This window comes from Bradyrhizobium archetypum, assembly GCF_013114835.1.
Taxonomy (GTDB): domain Bacteria; phylum Pseudomonadota; class Alphaproteobacteria; order Rhizobiales; family Xanthobacteraceae; genus Bradyrhizobium; species Bradyrhizobium archetypum.
Genome location: NZ_JAAVLW010000006.1, coordinates 121,902 through 141,095, shown reverse-complemented (window position 1 = coordinate 141,095; position 19,194 = coordinate 121,902). Strand labels below are relative to the sequence as shown.

Genomic DNA, 19,194 nt, shown 5'->3' with positions numbered 1-19,194 from the left:
TGGAAGCAAACAAGGCGAAAGAATGTGAAGGCGAGAGTTCCGTTCGATTTGGTGAATCGTATCGTGCGACATCACGGTCCCACAGAGATCACAAGAATGTGCAGACATCACAAGAAGAGGATGGTCGATCCTTCGATCGCAATGCAGGTTAAGGTTCCCGTACGCCAGGCACATGTGTCGATGTTGATTCGGTTGGGGCGGATATCCGGGTGCGGCACCGGCGTATGACCGTGCACGATGAAGCGCTCGTGCTTCCGCGTGGAGTCGAGAAACTCGCTCCGAATCCAGATCAGGTCGTTTACATCCTGATGCTCGATCGGAATGTTCGGACGGATGCCGGCGTGCACGAACAAGAAATCGCCACAACAGAAGTGATCGCGCAAGCACTGCATGACCAATTCGTGTGCACGTGGAAACGCGTTAACAAAGCGACGGTGCAAGCTGAAGGCTGTTTCGTTTTCGTCGTGCAGCTCGACGCCGTAAGATGCAAGCGTCTGCAAGCCGCCCAATTGAAGCCAGTACGGCAGGATCGTTGGATCTCGCAGGAACCCTTCCATCACGGCTTCGTGGTTGCCGCGAAGACACACTGCGCGGTTGGCGACGAGCCGGGCTGCGAGCAGATCAAGCACCGTTTTGGAATGCGGTCCGCGATCGATGTAGTCGCCGAGATAGATCTCGACCGCATGCGCGATCGGTCTGCGCCTTATGTCGTCGTCGATGCGTGCGGTTATTTCGCTCAGCAGATCGGCCCGGCCGTGGATGTCGCCGACCGCATAGATGCGTGTATCGGCCGGCGCTGAAGCGGCAACGGTGCGCGAAGCTGTCGCGGACATCAGGGGCATGGTTTGAAATGTCGATCATGGAACTGCATGGCGGTCAATCCATGACCTTCAATCCATGACGGAACGCGCCGAGGTCTTCACGTCTAGAAAAACAGCAGACGGATCAGAACAATCATCGCAATCCACGCGATCGCATTCCCGAAGATAATGCGGTTCCTGAGCTTGCGGTGAGACAGCGACCTGTCGTGCTGCACCAGCGCGCGGCAATCCACACGTTCGGCCATCATGGGCGCCTCCCCGGATATGTTCCGCGAAGCGGACGGCTCGCGAATCACTGCCGTCTCTGTTTTCGTTCGAAGCCAGGCGACCATCAGCCAATTCGCGCGCCTCAATTACAGTTGCGCACCAGGCTGCGAACAGATCGCTTGGCTTTCGATGAACAATCTCGTTCAAAATAACGACGTGAGCGCCATTTGTTGCCCACGCAGCGACGCTGCATGTGCTCGATCGAACATCGAGAATCGAACTATGGATTTTGTTCCGCGATTCTCGAATATGCATAGCAGCGTCGATTCATGCGCAGCTCATCAACTAGGCAAATCGCGACTAAGCGTCTCCGAACAAACCGGAATATCGCGTCGCACAAATCACGGTAAAGATTTCGTTGTGACGCTGCGCGCGAGATTTTCGCTTTCGCGCCCAACTTCGTTCAAAATTCTGGAAAGTCTTAGCGACCGCGAAAGCGGACGTTCGCTGATGCGAAATCGGCGCGCCGATATTCGAGCACGCGACATGCTCGATCACAGTTCAGTTCCCGCAAAGAGGAGAGTCATGGCCTCGATCGTGACAGCCAACTTCGATCGGAACAACGTCACGCCGATTCGAAGAGAGCGAACGGAGATATCGGTCCGTCCTGTAGAATTTGCCGGCGGCGGCACGCATCGAACGTACCGGGCGCGTCGCCGTTCGCGCCGGCGCGTGCGGACTGAACCGTCGTCGTCGATCGCAAAGCGCGTGTTCGACATCGCTGCAGCGAGCATCGCATTGCTGTTCTTCGCACCGCTCCTGATCGTGATTGCAGTGGCGATAAAGGTGACCTCGCCGGGGCCGGTGCTGTTCTTCCAATACCGTTACGGCTACCGAAATCGCCGCTTCAAGATCTACAAGTTCCGCACCATGCGCAACGACGCGGGCGACGTCCGCGGCATAAGGCAGACCGTCCAGGGCGACGCGCGCGTGACGCGGGTCGGAAAACTTCTCCGCAAGACCAGCCTCGACGAGATTCCGCAACTGATCAACGTGATCAAAGGCGACATGTCGCTGGTCGGGCCACGGCCGCATGTTCCGGGAATGCTGGCGGCCGATCTGCCCTATGAAGATCTTGTGCCCTACTATTTTCAGCGCCACACGGCGCGGCCGGGCATTACCGGGCTCGCCCAGGTCAGCGGCTGCAGGGGAAGCACGGCCGAGTTCGGGCCGGCGGTTTCGCGGATCGATTACGACCTCCACTACATCGAGCGATGGTCGCTGCGCATGGATATCATGATCATAATCCGCACGATCCGTAAGGAATTCCTTTCCGGCAGCGGATTCTGAAATCTTCCGTAATTTTATACATCGAAGGACATGCAATGGCGATGATCGAGCCGCGCGGCCGTGTCGTACCCGTTCTCCTGTCAGGCGGCGCCGGCTCGCGGCTATGGCCGCTGTCGCGCGAGACCTATCCCAAGCAGCTTCTCTCGCTGCTTGGCGAAAATACTTTGCTGCAGCAGACGGCGTTGCGGGTCGACGATCGTGCGCTGTTTACCGATCCGATGGTGATTGCCAACGCCGAGCACCGATTCGCGATTGGCGAGCAGTTGCGGGCGGTCGGCGTCGATCGTCCGACCATCGTGCTCGAACCGGTCGGAAGAAACACCGCGCCCGCCGTCGCGATCGCCGCGCTGCTCGCCAGCGAGACCGACCCCGATGCAGTGATACTGGCGATGCCGGTCGACCACTGGGTCCGCGATCACGCCGCGTTCCGCACCGCCATATCGACGGGTGTTACGGCGGCGCGCTATGGCCGGTTCGTCCTGTTCGGCGTCCGGCCGTCGTCGGCGGCAACCGGCTTTGGCTACATCCGGATGGGCGATGAACTGGCCGCCGATTCTCCCATCCGCAACGTCGCGGGCTTCGTCGAGAAGCCGGACCTGGTGACGATCGAGCGCCTGTTGGCCTGCGACGAGCATCTCTGGAACAGCGGCATCTTTCTGCTGCCGGTGCGCCAGTTCATCGACGAACTGGCGCACCGGGCGCCGGAGGTTCTCGCCGCCTGCCGCAAGGCCCTGGCCGGTGCCACCCGCGATCTCGATTTCCTGCGCCTCGACGAGGGCGCGTTCGAGGCCTGCCCGTCGATCTCGATCGACTACGCGATCATGGAGAAGACCGACAATGCGGTGGTCGTTCCCGCCACATTCGACTGGAGCGACGTCGGAAGCTGGTCGGCCTTGTGGTCGATGGCGGAAAAAGATCAGTCCGGCAACGTGGTGATTGGCGATGCGGTGGTGGAAGACGCATCCGGCTGCTACGTCCGCGGCGACGGCCAACTGGTCGCGGCGCTCGGGGTCGAGGATCTCGTCATCGCCACGTCGCCGGATGTGGTGCTGGTAACCAGCCGCAAGCGCGACCAGGATGTCGGAAAACTGGTCGAGCGGCTGAAGGCCGACGGCCATCGGTCGGCAACCCAGACCCACAGCGTCCATCGCCCCTGGGGCTACTATCAGTCGATCCATGCCGGCGAGCGGTTTCAGGTCAAGCGCATTACGGTCAATCCCGGCGCCAAGCTGTCACTGCAAAAGCATTATCACCGCGCCGAACATTGGGTCGTGGTGAACGGAACCGCGATCGTCACACGCGACGACGAGGAAATCCTGCTGCGCGAGAACGAATCCATCTTCGTGCCGCTCGGGTGCATGCATCGTCTGGAGAATCCCGGAAAGGTGCCGCTCAATCTGATCGAGGTTCAGTCGGGCAGCTATCTCGGTGAAGACGATATCGTCCGCGTTCAGGATATCTATGACCGCGTCTGAGATGCGCCTGGGGAGGCAGCATCCGCATCGAGGACGCCGCATGCCGATGGTCACATTTGCGTGCGACATGAAGGGAGGCGGCAATGAGCGCAAAGCAGCAGGTCAAGGAACTGGTGAAGGATGCGTTTCCATCGATATGGCTGCAATGGCACTTCATGAAGCGGCCCAAATCGGCGGAGCGGGAGCTGTCCTATCTCGACAAGGTGATTCCCGACGATTCGGTGACCGTCGATGTCGGCGCAAACTGCGGCCTTTACACGCGGCGGCTGGCTCGCCTCTCCAGGCAGGTTCATGCCTTCGAGCCGTCGCAGCAGATGGCCAGGCTGCTGCGCCGGACCTCGGCGCGCAATGTGAGCGTCCACGAGATCGCGCTGTCGGATCATGACGGCGATGCCGAATTGTACATCCCGCAGGGCGAGGACGGCCTGGTCTATGGCCTTGCCTCGCTGGAAGCGCGAAACGATCAATCGGCCAGGCTCGTCTCCGCCCATGTGCCGATCGCACGGCTCGACGCGGTGATCGACCAGGACGTGGCGTTCGTGAAGATCGACGTCGAAGGCCACGAATTGAATGTCCTGAACGGCGCCGTCGAACTTCTGGAGCGGTGTCAGCCGGTATTCCTCGTGGAGGCAGAAGACCGCCACCGCGCCGCGGCGACACGCTCGGTATTCGAATTCTTCCGGAGCAAGTCCTACCGGGGATTCTTCCTGCGGGACAACGACGTCGTCGCGGTGGAGCAGTTCGATTCGCGGCGGCTGCAAGATGCCGATGCCCTGCGGCCGGACGGCGGACGCAAGGACGGACGGTTCTACGTCAACAACTTCTTTTTCTTTCCCCGTCATCTCGATGGTGAATCGATCTTGAGCGGCTAGCTCGCCGTTTATCTTTCATCCCTGCCGGCGCGGCCACAGCCGCGCGGCGTTTCAGACAGGAACCGTAATGCGTATAGCAATGATTGGCGCCGGCTATGTCGGGCTGGTGTCAGGAGCGTGCTTTTCCGATTTTGGCCATCAGGTCGTCTGTATCGACAGCAATGCGGAGAAGGTTGCAACCCTCAAAAACGGAGAGATGCCGATCCACGAACCCGGGCTTGCCGAATTGGTGGCGCGAAACGTCGGCCAGGGCCGCCTGTCGTTTGCGAGTGATCTGAAATCGGCGGTCAGCGGTGCGGAAGTGGTGTTCATCGCTGTCGGCACGCCGTCGCGTCGCGGCGATGGCCATGCCGACCTTTCCTATGTCTATGCCGCGGCGCGCGAGATCGCGGAGGTGCTGCCGGAAAAGGCGGTGGTCGTTACCAAGTCGACGGTTCCGGTCGGGACCGGCGATGAGGTCGAGCGCATCATCCGAGAGGAGAATCCGGCGGCCACGGTCGCCGTCGTCTCCAATCCCGAGTTCTTGCGCGAGGGCGCGGCGATCCGCGACTTCAAGCATCCGGACCGGATCGTCATCGGAACAGATGACGCGCGCGCCCGCAGCGTGATGGCGGAAGTATACCGGCCGCTTCACCTCAACGCGTCGCCGATCCTTTACACCGATCGCCGCACCGCGGAGCTGACGAAGTACGCCGCCAATTCCTTCCTCGCCACCAAGATCGCCTTCATCAACGAGATCGCGGACCTTGCGGAGAAGGTCGGCGCCAATGTGCAGGAAGTCGCGCACGGCATCGGCCTCGATAACCGGATCGGGCAGAAATTCCTGCATGCGGGGCCAGGCTTTGGCGGCTCCTGCTTTCCAAAGGATGCGATGGCGCTGATCAAGACCGGCCAGGACAATGAGTCGCCGGTGCGGATCGTGGAGACCGTGGTCGCCGTCAACGACCAGCGCAAGCGGGCGATGGCGCGCAAGGTCGCCAACGCATTTGGCGGCAATATCCGCGGCAAACAGATCGCAGTCCTCGGCGTCACCTTCAAGCCCGATACCGACGATATGCGCGATGCGCCGTCGATTCCGCTTGTAACCGCGCTGCAGGACATGGGAGCCGAGGTTCGCATTTTCGATCCCGTCGGCATGGAACAGGCGAAGAAGGTGTTCGAGAACGTCACCTTCTGCGACAACGCCTATCGTTGCGCCAAGGGGTGCCACGCACTGGTTATCGTCACTGAATGGGAGCAGTTCCGGGCGCTGGATCTCAAGGAATTATCCACCATCATGGCCTGCCCCGTCATCGTCGATCTGCGCAACATCTACTCTCCGGTGGAGGTGGAGCGGAACGGCTTTCTCTATTGCGGCGTGGGTCGGCCGAAATCGGTGGCGTACTGATGCGCACACGCCGTCATGACATCGGCCGGTGGAGGAGGCGCGCATGATGCCGGATCAAGCCACTCTGGTAACGGGAGCCGCGGGATTCATCGGATTCCACGTGGCGCAGCGGCTGCTGCAGTCCGGCCATCGCGTGGTCGGGATCGACAATCTCAACGGATACTACGATCCGCGGCTGAAGGCGGCCCGGCTCGATATCCTGCGCAATGACCCGCGCTTTCAGTTCGAAAAGCTGGATGTGGCGGATCGCGTTGCGATGCCGGCCCTGTTCGCGCGCTATCGGTTTCCTGTCGTGATCCATCTGGCCGCGCAGGCGGGTGTGCGATACTCGCTTCGAGATCCGCACGCCTATGTCGACGCCAATCTGGTCGGCTTCACCAATGTTCTGGAGGGCTGCCGGCACAACGGCTGTCGCCACCTGTTGTTCGCGTCCTCGTCGTCCGTCTACGGGACCAACAGGAAACTGCCGTTCTCGGTCCACGACAACGTCGATCATCCGATCAGCCTTTATGCCGCGAGCAAGAAAGCCAATGAGCTGATGGCGCATTCGTACAGCCATCTTTACGGAATCCCGTGCACCGGCTTGCGCTTCTTCACGGTGTACGGCCCGTGGTACCGGCCCGACATGGCGCTGTTCGTGTTCGCGGACGCGATTATGAGCGGCAATCCAGTCAAGCTGTTCAATGGCGGCCGGATGCTCCGCGACTTCACCTATGTCGACGATGTGACGGAAGCCTTGGTTCGTTTGATCGATCGCGCGCCGCAGGGCGAGCAGCACGGGTTGGGCGGCGCGCCGGATCCGGGAGCGAGCGTCGCGCCCTGGCGTATCTACAATGTCGGCAATAACAAGCCACATGAACTGATGCTTGTGCTCGACATCCTCGAGCGGGAGCTGGGGCGCAAGGCCAAAAAGGAGCTGCTGCCGATGCAGCCGGGCGACGTGCCGACGACCTATGCCGATATCGATGACCTCGTGCATGACGTGGGCTTCCGCCCCTCGACCCCCATCGAAGACGGCATCCACAGGTTCGCGAGCTGGTATCGCAGCTATTGCGTGGCTTGATCGGACGCCGTTCTCTGGTCCGGCGCCATCGATGTATTAGCGCGAAAGTCTCGTGGCGTGGCGCCAAATCTGGCCTTGAACGTGCGCGTGGCATGGGCGGCATCGGCGAAGCCGCACTGGTGCGCCAGCGTCGCGATCGAAACATTGGCCGGCGAAGCCTGCCGCAACAGGTCGCGGAAGCGTTCGACGCGCAGATGCAGGACATGACGTTCGAACGTCGTGTCGCGGTCGGCGAAGATGCGATGAAAGGTCCGCTCCGAAATGCCGAACTCGGCTGCGAGCGCCGGCGCCGATCGAACGTTACTGATGTTTGTCCTCACATAGCCGTCGATCAGGTGGAACAGGTCCGCGCGGGCGAGCTGATGGCTGGCGCCGGTGGCGATGCGCAATAGCGCCGACAGGTAGGCCGCAATGTCGGACTCGGCATGTTTTGCCGGAGCGCTGGGCGCGGAGACCGCCGCATGTACGAAGGCCGCGATCGAGCGCGCCATTGTACCCGAGAGGGGCACCGGTCTGGCGCATAGCCGTTCCGCGTCAGGAACGGTCCGCAACAGGGACGCAGCCGGCACGGTCGCGATCAGCACTTCGGCGCGTTGTTCGGGGCCGAACAACCGATCTTCGAACGGACGCCGCGCGTCATAGAGCACGCCATATCCCGGATTGATCGTGCCTTGGTTGCCGGCCTGCATCATCGCGCTGCGCCCGCGGCGCTGGAAATCGAACATGAACTCGTCCGAGCCGGCCCGGCTCACCAGCCTGGCGTCACGGGTGTAGCATTGCGGGCTGCTGTCGAAGCGCACGAGCTTGGCATCGCCGATCTCAACAAACTCGAAATGGCCGCTGACGGCGGCGCAGCCGAGTGGCTTGGTCTCGATACTGGCGAACGACCGGCAGATCGCCTCGGTCCAGAACGCCTGGCGCTCCGTCGGGTGGATCGGGTCGGTGGAGACGCTGATCGGCATCGTGTGAACCAGATTCCGGTTTGTGGCCCTGCAGCGTCGCCCAGGACCGGGACCTGGCAAGGGCCGAGCTCGCGCATAAGGTGGCAGGTTCATTCAAGACGCGCCCGCCCGGGCTGCCGTAGCCTCCCAGATCCCCGGGAAAACGGTCCGATATGGTACGAACAAAGCCATCTGCCGCCAAGGATGCCGGTCATCCACTCGATCCGCTCAGCGAGGCTGAAGTCACGCTGGCATCCGAAATATTGAAGAAGAAAAAGCGGCTCGGCCCGTACGCGCGATTTACGCATGTGCAACTCGATGAGCCGGCCAAGTCCGACGTTCTTGGCTGGAAGCCTGATGTCGGGCTCGCGCGACGGGCCGCCGTCACCCTGTTCGACGCCAAGACCGGTGCGACGCACATCGCCACCGTCGATCTCGGATCGAGGGCAGTGACGCAGTGGCGCGAATATTCGACCAAGGCGCATCCGTATGGCCAGCCGCCGATCACGATCGAGGAGGTCTTCAAGGTCGGCGACATCGTCAAGGCAGATGCGGACTGGCGCCGCGCCATGAAGCGGCGCGGCTTGACGGATGAAGACATCGAGCTGGTCCAGGTCGATCCGTTTTCAGCCGGCTATTTCGACCGCGACGTGGAGAAGGGCCGCAGGCTGGTCAGCGCCGTGTCCTACTGGCGCAAGGACCTCAAGGACAATGGCTACGCGCACCCGATCGAAGGCGTGGTCGCGCTTGTCGACCTGATCGAGAACAGGATCGTTCATCTGGTCGACGAGCCCGAGGTGATTCCAATCCCGAAGAAATCGCGCAACTACGACCGGGCGTCGATCACGGAAACGCGCAAGGACGTCAAGCCGCTTGATATCGTGCAGAAGGACGGCCCGAGCTTTGCGGTCGAGGGATGGAAGGTCTCTTGGCAGAACTGGTCGTTCCGCGTCGGCTGGACCGCGCGCGAGGGGCTCGTGCTGCATGAGATTTCGTTTCGCGACGGTGCGCGCGATCGGCCGATCATCTATCGGGCCAGCGTCACCGACATGATCGTTCCCTATGCCGATCCAACGGCCAACCATTTCTGGAAATGCGCGTTTGATGCCGGGGAATATGGACTAGGCAAGCTCGCCAACGCCCTCGAACTCGGCTGCGATTGCCTCGGCCATATCCATTATTTCGACGTGCCGGTCGCCGATGATTACGGCCAGCCCACGATCATGAAGAATGCGATCTGCTTGCACGAGGAGGACTACGGAATCCTCTGGAAGCACTATGAGTTCCGCAACGAAACGTTCGAGGTGCGGCGGTCGCGCCGCCTCGTGATCTCGTTCTTCACGACCGTTGGAAACTACGACTACGGCTTCTTCTGGTACTTCTACCAGGACGGCACCATTCAGCTTGAAGTCAAGCTGACCGGCATCATCCAGACGGCGGCGGTCGCCTCCGGAAAGCCCTATCCGTGGGGCGGCATGGTCGCTGACAATTTGGGCGGTCCGACCCACCAGCATTTCTTCAATGCACGCCTGCACATGATGCTGGATGGCGAGGGCAATACGGTTACCGAGCATGAGTTCCGGCCGCGGCCGTGGGGAACGGATAATCCCTACGGCAACGTGTTTGATGTCACAGCCCGAACGCTCTCGCGCGAGCGCGATGGGGTCCGCGAGGCCGACGGCCGGACCGGGCGGTACTGGCAGATCACCAATCCCAACAAGAAGAACAGCGTCGGCGGCCCGACGGCGTATAAGCTGATCGCGCACAGCGCGCCCGTGATGCTTGCGCAGCAGGGTTGCTACATGACCGAGCGCGGCGGCTTTGCGATTAAGCATATCTGGGTGACGCGCTATGCCCCCGACGAGCGCTATGCCAGCGGCGAATTTCCGAACCAGCATGCCGGCGGCGACGGCTTGCCCAAATACGTTGCCAAAAACCGCTCGATCGAGAACCAGGATATCGTAGTTTGGCACAGTTTCGGGGCGACGCATGTCTGCAGGCCCGAGGATTTTCCGGTGATGCCGGTCGAATATGTCGGCTTCACGCTGAAGCCGAACGGCTTCTTTGCGGAGAACCCGGCGATGGACCTGCCGCCTGATCGAAACAGCGCGAGCCGCGACAACCGCGAGAAAGGGGCATGCTGCGGCTGACGGTCCGCGGGCTCGCTTTTTCACTTCATCAGACAAGGAGACTGACCATGAATCGCAGGAAGCTCCTCACGGCGGCCGGTGCGGCCGTCGCCTCCACCGCCGTCGCCGCCCCCGCCATCGCGCAATCCACGCCGGTCTTGCGCTGGCGCCTCGCCACTTCCTTTCCCAAGAGCCTCGATACGCTGTATGGCGCCTGCGAGATGTTCGCGAAGGCGATTGCCGATCTGTCCGACCAGAAATTCCAGATCGGCGTCTTTGGTCCCGGCGAAATCGTGCCGGCGTTTCAGGTCTTCGATGCGGTGACGAACAACACCGTGGAGATGGGAAACAGCGCTTCCTATTACTACATCGGCAAGGACCTGGCGTTCGCGTTCGGCACCGCCGTTCCGTTCGGCCTCAATACGCGCCAGATGAACGCCTGGCTCGCCTATGGCGGCGGCCTCGACATGCTCAACGAGCTCTACGCGACGTTTGGCGCCGTGGGATTCCCGTTCGGCAATACCACCGCGCAGATGGGGGGATGGTTTCGCAAGGAGATCAAGACACTCGACGACCTCAAGGGTCTCAAATTCCGGGTCGGCGGTGTGGCGGGGCAGGTGTTGAGCCGGCTCGGCGTCGTGCCGCAGCAGATTCCGCCAGGCGACATCTATCCCGCGCTGGAAAAAGGCACGATCGACGCCGCCGAGTGGATCGGCCCCTATGACGACGAGAAGCTCGGCTTCCTCAAGATCGCGCCCTATTACTATTATCCCGGCTGGTGGGAGGGATGCGCGAACGGCTTCCTGTACGTCAACAGCGCAAAATGGGCCGACCTTCCGAAGCCCTATCAAAGCATGGTGACGATTGCGGCGGGGCAGGTGGCCGGCGACCTCACGGCAAAGTATGACGCGCGCAACGCGTCTGCGATCAAGCGCCTGGTCGCGGCCGGCGCGCAATTGAGGCCGTTCTCGAGCGACATCCTGGACGCGTCGATCAAGGCCACCAACGAACTCTTCGCCGAGGTCTCGGCCAAGAACCCGAAGTTGAAGGCGCTGTACGAATCGACGATCGCCTTCCGGAACGAACAGTACCGGTGGCACCAGGTCTGCGAGGCCACTTACGACACTTACATGATCCGGCGGATCCGCGCCTGACGGCTTGGCAGTTTCGGGGGCTTGAATTGGATATTCGTACCGGCCGGCCCGTCACGCTTGCGCCAAACGGCATGGTGACGTCGCCGCACGCGCTGGCTTCGGCGGCCGGCCTTGACGTGCTTCGCGCCGGCGGCTCGGCGATCGATGCGGCGATTGCGACAAGCGCGGTGCTCGCGGTGGTCTATCCGCACATGACAGGTCTCGGCGGCGACGCGTTCTGGCTGATTCACGACGGTGCGAGCGGTGACATCCGCTACCTCAACGGCGGCGGCAAGGCGGCCGAGGGTGCGACGCTGTCCGCACTCGAAGCGCGCGGGCTGCAGGAGATCCCGCTGCGCGGGATCGTGCCGGCGACCCTGACGGTGCCGGGCGCGGTGGCGAGCTGGATCGAGGCGCACAGCGTCCATGGCAGGCTGCCGCTTTGCCGCGTGTTGGAAGGCGCCATCGCCTATGCGTGCGACGGCTTTCCGGTCACCGACCGCCTTGCAGGCTTCGTCGAGATCATGCGCGAAGACTTGCTGAGCGATCGCGAATCCGCGGCGCTGTTTTTTCCACAAGGCGCTGCCGCAGCGCCCGGCGCAAAGCTCGTCAACCCCAACCTGGCGCGCACGTTTCAATCGATCGCCGATGATGGTTGGCAGGGTTTCTACGAAGGGCCGGTTGCGGCCGAGATGGCGCGCTTCTCGGAAGAAGCGGGCGGCTTGCTCCGGCTGGCTGACTTCAGCCGGCAAAAGGCGATCTGGGGCGAGCCGCTTGTCGGCCGCTACCGCGACGTCACGGTCTTCAACACGCCGCCGCCGACGCAAGGCTTTACTGTGCTCGAAATGCTCAACCTCATCGAGCCGCATGAACTGCATCGCAAGGATTTTCTCGGACCTGACCATGTGCATCTCCTGGTACAGGCCAAGCAGATCGCCTATCACGACCGCGACGAGATGCTCGCCGATCCCGGCTTTGCCGAGGTGCCGGTCGAGCGGCTGATATCGAAGGAATATGCCGTCGAGCGCGGCCGGCTGATCGACGGAAGAGCGGCATTGCAGTGGGATATGGTGCCGTCATACGGCAGCCTGTCCGGCGATACGGTCTATGTCGCCGCCGTCGATCGCTGTGGCAATGCGGCGTCGCTGATTCAAAGTCTCTATGGGGCCTTCGGCGCCTGCGTGGTGGCTGGAAATACCGGCGTCATCCTGCAAAATCGCGGCGCGTATTTCTCGCTGGATCGCCGCCACCCCAATCGCCTCGAGCCCGGCAAGATCCCGCTGCATACGCTGATTGCTTCGATGGCCAAGCGCGACGGCAAGCTCTGGAGCGTGCTCGGCTGCATGGGGCGGATGGCCAGCCGCAAATCCAGCTCCAGCTTCATGCGGCGATGATTGATTTCGGCCTCGACATCCAGGAAGCGATCGAGATGCCGCGGTTCCTGTCCGGCCGCTTCGCACTCGGCGAGGCGCGCGACACGCTGCATATCGAGAGCCGCTTTCCTGAAGCTACGATCGAGGCGCTTGCGCGGCGCGGCCACACCATCAACCGTTGGGACGCGTGGAACGAAATGGCCGGCCACGCGCACGGCATCACGATCGATCGGCGTAACGGCATGTTGAGCGGTGGTTCCGATCCGCGCAGCGACGGCGCGGCGATCGGTTACTAATTGTTGATCGGCGTGCCGCATTGGCTCGCCTTGCCGTTTTGCGTTACCACTCCGTTCGACAGGAGTGATGCCGATGCCTTATTGGACCTGCGAACAATGTGGCGCCCAGTTTCCTGATAGCGCCGAGCCGCCGCCGGCCTGCGTGGTCTGTGAAGACGAACGGCAATTTGTCAACTGGAAGGGCCAGGTGTGGCTGACGCGCAAGGTACTGGCGGGAGGTCACAAGCTCGTCTGGCGCGACGATCTCGGCATTCCCGGTCTCGCGGTCGAGCCAAGTTTCGCGATCGGACAGCGCGCACTGCTGGTGCGGGAGGCGGACGGTTGCGTGATGTGGGACTGTGTGCCGATGGTCACCAGTGAGGCTCTCGACTATGTCCGCTCGCTCGGCGGGCTGAAGGCGATCGCCGTCTCGCATCCACATTATTACGGCGCGGTCGCGGACTGGAGCGAGGCGTTCGGCGGCGTACCGGTCTATCTGCACGGCGATGATCGCGGCTTCGTCACGCGGCCGCATCGCGCCATCGTGCCGTGGACCGGCGACAGCCATCGGCTTTCCGACGACATTCTCCTGGTGCGGACCGGCGGACATTTTGCCGGCGCCACGGTCATGCATTGGCGCGCGGGCGCGCAAGGCAAGGGCGCGTTGCTCACCGGGGACATCGCGATGGTGGCGATGGACCGCCGCTCCCTCAGTTTCATGTACAGCTATCCGAACTATATTCCGCTCAATGCTACGGCGGTGCGCCGGATCGCGCAGGCAGTCGAACCGCTGGCGTTCGACCGCATCTACGGCGCGTGGTGGGGCCGCAACATCGAAGCCAATGCCAAGGCGACGTTCGAAATGTCGGTCCGGCGGTATATCGCGGCGATCTCAGGCTGAGACTAGCGGTTACCCACGCCAACCGCGGCGACGCCGCGCGGCATCGGCGCCGTCTTTTGCGCCGGCCGCAGCGGGATAGCGCTCTTGGGCTCGCTGAGCCAGCCGGTGAGACGCGACATCAGGCCCGCCTGTTCCACCGTCCGCGCCTCCTGCACGAAAGGGTCGGTGTAGCAACGGGCGCCCGCGGCCTTGGCAATCCGCGCCACCGCGTCGGTCATCGCCGGTGCGCCTGCGGTATAGACCACGTCGTCCGTCGTCAGCTTTGGCAGGTGATCGGTCGGCCGGCCGCTGCGAACGGCGTGCGAAACCTGCTGCGGCTCCGATACCATCGGGATCAGGGTGACATTGGGAAACAGCGCCAGGCGGCAGAGCGCGGTGTGCATATAGAGCGAGCGCAGGCTCCGCGCCTGGACGATGAACACCATTTCGCGTTTCGGCTGCTCCATGATGGCGGCGACGGCGACCGACCACATCGGCGCGAAACCGGTGCCGCTCGCGACCAGTACGACGCGGCCTACATGGCCTTGCCGGAAAAACGCGCGACCGTACGGCCCCATTAGCTTGACGCGGTGCCCGGCGCGGATGTCGTGGCCGAGCGCCGAGGAAACCAATCCGCCCGAGACCTTGCGGATGTGAAAATGCAAGAGGCGGTCGTGCGGCGGCCCTTCCAGCGGATAGGTCGGGCTGTAGGACCTTGCCGGAAATCCCTGAAATTGCAGCTTGCAATACTGGCCGGGAAGGTAATCGAGCGGCTTCGGCAATTCGAGGTCGACCCCCACTACGTCGGGCGCAAGCTGGACGGTCTGCGCCACTTCCGCCGACAACGCCACCGGCTCCGGCGCGGCCTCGATCGCAATCTCGAGATCGGAAACTATCCTGGCCTGGCAGGCATGGATCATCTCGTCGCCGCGGCTGTGGCCGCCGAATACCTGGCCGTCGACGAGACGCACGCGGCAGGCGCCGCAGATGCCGGAGCGGCAATCGTGCGGAAGATCGACGCCGTTCATCAGCGCCCAATCGAGCAGAAGCTCGCCGCAGTTCGCCAGAAACGGCTCATTGTTGATCGTGACTTTGCAAATCTTTGCCATTTATTCCACCTCGATACGAATAGGCCGGACGTGCCGCGTGTGTCTGATCTGGCTGTGGTCGAATGCTGCGACCCGCATGAAGACGCCGCTTCTGATCGGCACGTCAAACTCGCTAGTGGTGTCGAGCCGACGTTTCACCTCCAGCGCCCAATGGCCGGAGGCCCACCGGGCTGCAGATCGAACGTCGGCGCGATCGCCTGAAAATTCGCCACCCAGGATGACGCCCGGGATCACGGTCCCGGTCGGGATGCGGGCGTCGGCGTCGGCCGAATAGGGCACTGAATCCTGCTCGGTCATGAACCAGCGTGCGCCGTCGCTTTCACCGTGAGTGGGATCGAGATCGATATCTCCCAATGCGTCTGATGTGGCCGCGACGGCTTTGGGCAGGCGCAGCGGCGCGATCAGGCGGCTGCGGCGCGCACCGCCGGCGACGTCGGCCTCGATGGTGAAATTGTCCCGGTAGTTCGCCGCTCCCGGATCCGGTGCGAAGCCGCCTTTGTAAGGCACGACGTTTGCCGCCTGCATCGGGGTCGGATTGAGCGGCGGTCCGAAATGGGCGTCATCCATCCACCCGGCTGCGCTGCTGGTCGCCTTCCACTGCCAGACATCGGCGTAGCCGGTGGCGGTGTAATGCAGCCCACGCCCGCTCATGGTGGCCGGCGCGCCGGCGACCGGCTGCGGCCCTGGATGAAAGGTTCGGCCGCCGGCCAGCGTGACGTCAGCGGTGGTCAGCAGCACCGAAAACTTGTCTTCATTGTATTGATGCTCGTCGCCAATCTGAAAGCCGGAATGAAGCAGGTGCCAGCCATCGGCTTGCTTGATCAGCGGCAGGTGCTTCAACGAGCGCGTCGAATCTTCCCAGGTGAACAGAAAATAGGCGTAGGTGCCGTCATGCACCGCGCGGATTTCGATTCTGGTTTCGCCCTTGCCGTCGAAATTGCCGCCTTCTCCGGTCAACAGCGAAAATGGCTTGACGCCGCGCCAGGCCCGATCTGACGTGTCGCCGTCGAGCGCCGGCGCGTCGGCGGGATTGATACGACGAATCTGCACGCTGTCCACGGAAAGCCGGTCCGTCGCGACGAGGAGCGAGCCGCCGGTGATCGCAGCGGCGACCGCCACGACGAACGCATTGGCCTGCAGCGTCGGGTTTCGCGATCGCGCAGGCGCGGCATGGGAGCGCGGTGCCGGATCCGGCTCAGGCGCTCGGTCACGGCGCGCTTCTGCGCGCGGCTGCAGCGGGTGGGACGAGACCTGGGGCGGCGCGTCCGGGTTCTTGGACTCCGGCGGGTGCGCCGACCGCTCGGCCAGCAGGCCCAGTAGTTCGACGGCATCGAGCCGCGGCGGCGGCGCCGGCAGCGGAGCGGGACGAAAGATGCGCATTAGTTGCGAAACGCCGCCGCTCTTGTACTGGGTCAGGACGTGAAGGATGACAAAGGCGAGGATCACCCAGGTCCCCACCCAATGCAGCATCGCCACGTCATAGCCGGAGTAGAAGCCGAAATAGAGCAGGCCGCCGCTGATCAACAGGCCCGACATCGTGACAAAGAAGATCCAGTACAGCAGGGCAATCACCGCGCTCAACCTGGCCTGTCCGCGGCTAAACAATCCGCGCAGGCGAACCCGGTCGAGCTGGACGCGGCGCCCGAGGCCGGAGCGGAGCATGTAGACGACGTAACCGATCGCCACGGCGACCAGAACGACGGCCGCCTGCATGTGGGCGATCCATACGCTGTCGCGCGGCAGTACGGCATCGAACCAGTTGATCCAGGTCCGGTCGGGGGTCTCGGTGGCAATGCGCAAGCCGGTAACGAGTGCAACCGCGAATGCTGCCACGAACGTCCAGTGTAGAATGATGGTCCCATAGTCCGTCTTACGCTGCCTCACGCCCTCGCCCCGCTACTTCACTTACCGAACAGCAACCGCGCCGAATCCACCAACTGCCGCTGCTGCTGCCGTACTGATGGTGGTCTCTTGTTGTCGAGACCCTCGTTGAGATCGTTCCTTGCGGGCGCAGGCTGGTGATGAGCTCTTTTGCGCCCGTCGCGCGAGCCAAATCGGCCAACGCTGTTCTTGATTTATGTATCGGCCTCCGGCGGTCCCGCAGCATCGGGGCAGCCGGAGGCCGCGCCGCGCGCCGCTATCCCCACGTGTGATGTAAATGATGTGCCAATTCCGGTATGCCCGATTGGGCATGGTCCACCTCACCGATGCTGACGTCGGCCGTCGCAACCGCCACCGGCTCGACGCTGATGGTGGGGGCCACGACTTGCTGCACGGCTGGCGTTGACGCCGCCGAGTTTTCGGCCACGGGCGGCACCTCCGCAACCGTCCCCAGCACCTCCGCGACAGTGACGCCGTCCGTATTGAACGTGCCGCCGGTGACAGGGATATTGTGGCCGCCGATATCGGCGGCGTTGCCGTGCATCTGGTCCGCAGCCGCCGTGACCAGGGCCACGTTGCCGGTCTGCAATCCCTTGATCATCGCGGCAATCTCGGCGCCAAGCGTGGCGCCTTGACTCGCGTCGAAATCGGTGACGCTTTTCTCGAAGGCCCTGAGATCGTCGATCAGCGCGGCGATCGCCCCGGCGTCCTGGCTGCCCGCGAGGTCGACGGCCTGCTTTCCAAGCGAATTGGACTGCGCGATGAAATGGGCCAGGAATACCGTCTGCACACCGCTGTCGAGATATTTCGGAGCCGGACCGGTGGCATCGGGAAGCGGCGAGAAGCCGCCGACGCCGTCCTGCGTCGCCATGTCCGCCAGGTTGGCGTCGCTCTGAACGATTTTGATGATGTCGAGGATGTTGTCGCTGCTGGCCTGCGCCGCGGTCGGGCTTATCGTAGGGTCGTTGATATAGACGAGTTCGAGTTGGAGCTGCCGCACGATCGTATCGGCGTGGACGCCGGTCAGCCCGTCGAACAGTTCCGGGTTGGCGGTCATCAGCGCCTGCATGTCCGATATCACGGCATTGATGTCATCGGTGATCTCAGCCCGGTTGCCGTCATTGACCCCGCCAAGGATCTGACTTGCCACGTAGTCGAACATCTCGCCGATCTCCGCGAGATTGTGAGGCGCGGGAGCCGGCGCGGTGGGCAGCGGCGTGGCCGGCGCCGGATTCGCCAGCACAGGATCGCTATTGACGGCATTGATGATGCTGAGTTGGCTGGCGCGAAGCGTTTGTTCGGCACCAGCGGTGTTACCGAACGTGCTCACCGCGGCGTTGGCCGCCGAAATGGCGCTGGTGATGTCGGACAGGATCGCCTGAACATGGCCGAGCGCGGCGCCGGAAAACTGGCCTGCATTGAGCTCGGCCAGCAAATTGTTCTGCACCACCGTGAGATCATTGGTGTGATGCGCAATGCTGCCAGCTCCTTGCCCGCCTTGGTCAAGGGCGCTTGGCCGCGGGGCCTCCGCCGGCGGCCGAGCCATGCCGTTGAAGGTGGCAAGGTCGGAGAAATTTGAGCCGATAGGCCGCATCGTCGTTTGGTTGGCCGGCGGCGTTTCATCAGTCAGCGTCGGCGACGGCGAGGCCGGTGCGATGGGCGGGCCGGCGGCTTCGTCGATCGGAAGATCGAGATCAACATCGGGCTGATTTCCTTGAGCGAAGCGAGCCATCAGTTCGTCCCCTGTCACCAGTCGAATTCATAACGTGTCGGCGCAGCCACCCGCCGGGGAGCGGGATGTCTGCACGGTGAAGGATCATCGAGCTTCATGGCGTCATTCGGCCGACACAGCGACCAATAAGCGCCGAAGCAAGGTGATAGACGGACGAATCCATGACGCGCGCCGCGCCGAAAAACGACCAATGAGCGCCTTTGCAGGCAAGCTGCCACAAACTTTTTTCCTGTCGGTCGCGGGAGTTCGAGGCGAAGCTCCCCTCGAGGTGGAATCTCGCTCGGCGCACGTGCGCATGGGACCGGTTACAAGCCCGGCTTTGTCACCGTTCTACCCACGAGCGAACTTGAACAATCGGCATTCGTCGCATTCTCGTCGAAAAATGGTCTGCATCGCGCGTCAATGAGACTTCCAGGGAGCCCCGGGGTCGGGCGGGTCGAAGGGCAGTTTCAATGAGTATCGCTCAGGGTCAGGCACAGGACCGAGCGCGGGCAGCAGCGGCGCCACGCGCAATATCTGGTCTGCGTGCGACGCTGGCTGCCGACGATCCCGTCACGAGCGCGCTG

14 protein-coding genes and 1 pseudogene are annotated in these 19,194 nt (G+C 62.8%); 9 read left to right on the top strand and 6 right to left on the bottom strand.

Features of this window, described 5'->3' with window-relative positions; genetic code table 11:
- Window positions 1–107 precede the first annotated feature (107 nt).
- Both HCN50_RS20890 and HCN50_RS20885 read right to left on the bottom strand, forming a co-directional pair.
- A complete protein-coding gene (locus tag HCN50_RS20890; protein WP_171711570.1) occupies window positions 108–842 on the bottom strand; it encodes a metallophosphoesterase family protein in 735 nt (244 codons plus the stop codon).
- Between the two features lie 83 nt (window positions 843–925).
- Window positions 926–1,069, bottom strand: coding sequence for a hypothetical protein (locus HCN50_RS20885; protein WP_171711569.1), 144 nt, complete (start codon window positions 1,067–1,069; stop codon window positions 926–928).
- Here HCN50_RS20885 and HCN50_RS33705 point away from each other — a divergent pair.
- From HCN50_RS33705 to HCN50_RS20860, 5 genes are all read left to right on the top strand, one after another.
- Window positions 1,068–2,378, top strand: coding sequence for a sugar transferase (locus HCN50_RS33705; RefSeq protein ID WP_235977115.1), 1,311 nt, complete (start codon window positions 1,068–1,070; stop codon window positions 2,376–2,378). The two genes, HCN50_RS20885 and HCN50_RS33705, sit on opposite strands and share 2 nt — an antisense overlap.
- Window positions 2,379–2,419: 41 nt before the next feature.
- Window positions 2,420–3,853 carry a mannose-1-phosphate guanylyltransferase/mannose-6-phosphate isomerase gene (locus tag HCN50_RS20875; RefSeq protein ID WP_171712008.1) on the top strand — a complete coding sequence of 478 codons (1,434 nt, stop codon included), beginning with the start codon at window positions 2,420–2,422 and terminating at the stop codon, window positions 3,851–3,853.
- Window positions 3,854–3,936: 83 nt separating this feature from the next.
- Window positions 3,937–4,725, top strand: coding sequence for an FkbM family methyltransferase (locus HCN50_RS20870; protein ID WP_171711568.1), 789 nt, complete (start codon window positions 3,937–3,939; stop codon window positions 4,723–4,725).
- Between the two features lie 67 nt (window positions 4,726–4,792).
- On the top strand, window positions 4,793–6,112 hold the full coding sequence (locus tag HCN50_RS20865) for a UDP-glucose dehydrogenase family protein (protein ID WP_171711567.1): 1,320 nt from the start codon (window positions 4,793–4,795) through the stop codon (window positions 6,110–6,112).
- A gap of 46 nt (window positions 6,113–6,158) precedes the next feature.
- Entirely contained in the window at window positions 6,159–7,175 is a 1,017-nt protein-coding gene (locus HCN50_RS20860) for an NAD-dependent epimerase (protein WP_171712006.1), read from the top strand.
- Here the strand turns inward: HCN50_RS20860 and HCN50_RS20855 are convergent.
- Window positions 7,160–8,137 (bottom strand): helix-turn-helix domain-containing protein, encoded by a 978-nt coding sequence (locus HCN50_RS20855; protein ID WP_171711566.1) that lies wholly within the window; start codon window positions 8,135–8,137, stop codon window positions 7,160–7,162. The two genes, HCN50_RS20860 and HCN50_RS20855, sit on opposite strands and share 16 nt — an antisense overlap.
- Before the next feature lie 152 nt (window positions 8,138–8,289).
- Here HCN50_RS20855 and HCN50_RS20850 point away from each other — a divergent pair, with 152 nt between their 5' ends.
- From HCN50_RS20850 to HCN50_RS20830, 4 genes and pseudogenes are all read left to right on the top strand, one after another.
- Window positions 8,290–10,266, top strand: a complete 1,977-nt coding sequence (locus HCN50_RS20850) for a primary-amine oxidase (RefSeq protein ID WP_171711565.1) — start codon at window positions 8,290–8,292, stop codon at window positions 10,264–10,266.
- Window positions 10,267–10,313: 47 nt separating this feature from the next.
- Window positions 10,314–11,399, top strand: a complete 1,086-nt coding sequence (locus HCN50_RS20845) for a TRAP transporter substrate-binding protein (protein ID WP_171711564.1) — start codon at window positions 10,314–10,316, stop codon at window positions 11,397–11,399.
- Window positions 11,400–11,470: 71 nt separating this feature from the next.
- A pseudogene (ggt, locus tag HCN50_RS20840) lies at window positions 11,471–13,047 on the top strand (gamma-glutamyltransferase).
- A 73-nt stretch (window positions 13,048–13,120) separates the two neighbouring features.
- Window positions 13,121–13,927 carry an MBL fold metallo-hydrolase gene (locus tag HCN50_RS20830; RefSeq protein ID WP_171711562.1) on the top strand — a complete coding sequence of 269 codons (807 nt, stop codon included), beginning with the start codon at window positions 13,121–13,123 and terminating at the stop codon, window positions 13,925–13,927.
- Window positions 13,928–13,929: 2 nt separating this feature from the next.
- Here HCN50_RS20830 and HCN50_RS20825 read toward each other — a convergent pair whose 3' ends face one another.
- The 3 genes from HCN50_RS20825 to HCN50_RS20815 form a co-directional block, all read right to left on the bottom strand.
- Entirely contained in the window at window positions 13,930–15,015 is a 1,086-nt protein-coding gene (locus HCN50_RS20825) for a 2Fe-2S iron-sulfur cluster-binding protein (RefSeq protein ID WP_171711561.1), read from the bottom strand.
- On the bottom strand, window positions 15,016–16,899 hold the full coding sequence (locus tag HCN50_RS20820; RefSeq protein ID WP_171711560.1) for an ethylbenzene dehydrogenase-related protein: 1,884 nt from the start codon (window positions 16,897–16,899) through the stop codon (window positions 15,016–15,018). It abuts the gene before it with no gap.
- A 253-nt stretch (window positions 16,900–17,152) separates the two neighbouring features.
- Window positions 17,153–18,346 (bottom strand): hypothetical protein, encoded by a 1,194-nt coding sequence (locus HCN50_RS20815; protein WP_171711559.1) that lies wholly within the window; start codon window positions 18,344–18,346, stop codon window positions 17,153–17,155.
- Window positions 18,347–19,194: the final 848 nt, after the last annotated feature.

What these genes read in the sequence shown, in the direction of transcription:
- HCN50_RS20865 (WP_171711567.1), top strand. Translation starts at nt 4,793, where the DNA reads ATGCGTATAGCAATGATTGGCGCCGGCTATGTCGGGCTGGTGTCAGGA.
- HCN50_RS20885 (WP_171711569.1), bottom strand. Translation starts at nt 1,069, where the DNA reads ATGATGGCCGAACGTGTGGATTGCCGCGCGCTGGTGCAGCACGACAGG.
- HCN50_RS20890 (WP_171711570.1), bottom strand. Translation starts at nt 842, where the DNA reads ATGCCCCTGATGTCCGCGACAGCTTCGCGCACCGTTGCCGCTTCAGCG.
- HCN50_RS20825 (WP_171711561.1), bottom strand. Translation starts at nt 15,015, where the DNA reads ATGGCAAAGATTTGCAAAGTCACGATCAACAATGAGCCGTTTCTGGCG.
- HCN50_RS33705 (WP_235977115.1), top strand. Translation starts at nt 1,068, where the DNA reads ATGGGCGCCTCCCCGGATATGTTCCGCGAAGCGGACGGCTCGCGAATC.
- HCN50_RS20875 (WP_171712008.1), top strand. Translation starts at nt 2,420, where the DNA reads ATGATCGAGCCGCGCGGCCGTGTCGTACCCGTTCTCCTGTCAGGCGGC.
- HCN50_RS20845 (WP_171711564.1), top strand. Translation starts at nt 10,314, where the DNA reads ATGAATCGCAGGAAGCTCCTCACGGCGGCCGGTGCGGCCGTCGCCTCC.
- HCN50_RS20870 (WP_171711568.1), top strand. Translation starts at nt 3,937, where the DNA reads ATGAGCGCAAAGCAGCAGGTCAAGGAACTGGTGAAGGATGCGTTTCCA.
- HCN50_RS20855 (WP_171711566.1), bottom strand. Translation starts at nt 8,137, where the DNA reads ATGCCGATCAGCGTCTCCACCGACCCGATCCACCCGACGGAGCGCCAG.
- HCN50_RS20830 (WP_171711562.1), top strand. Translation starts at nt 13,121, where the DNA reads ATGCCTTATTGGACCTGCGAACAATGTGGCGCCCAGTTTCCTGATAGC.
- HCN50_RS20860 (WP_171712006.1), top strand. Translation starts at nt 6,159, where the DNA reads ATGCCGGATCAAGCCACTCTGGTAACGGGAGCCGCGGGATTCATCGGA.
- HCN50_RS20850 (WP_171711565.1), top strand. Translation starts at nt 8,290, where the DNA reads ATGGTACGAACAAAGCCATCTGCCGCCAAGGATGCCGGTCATCCACTC.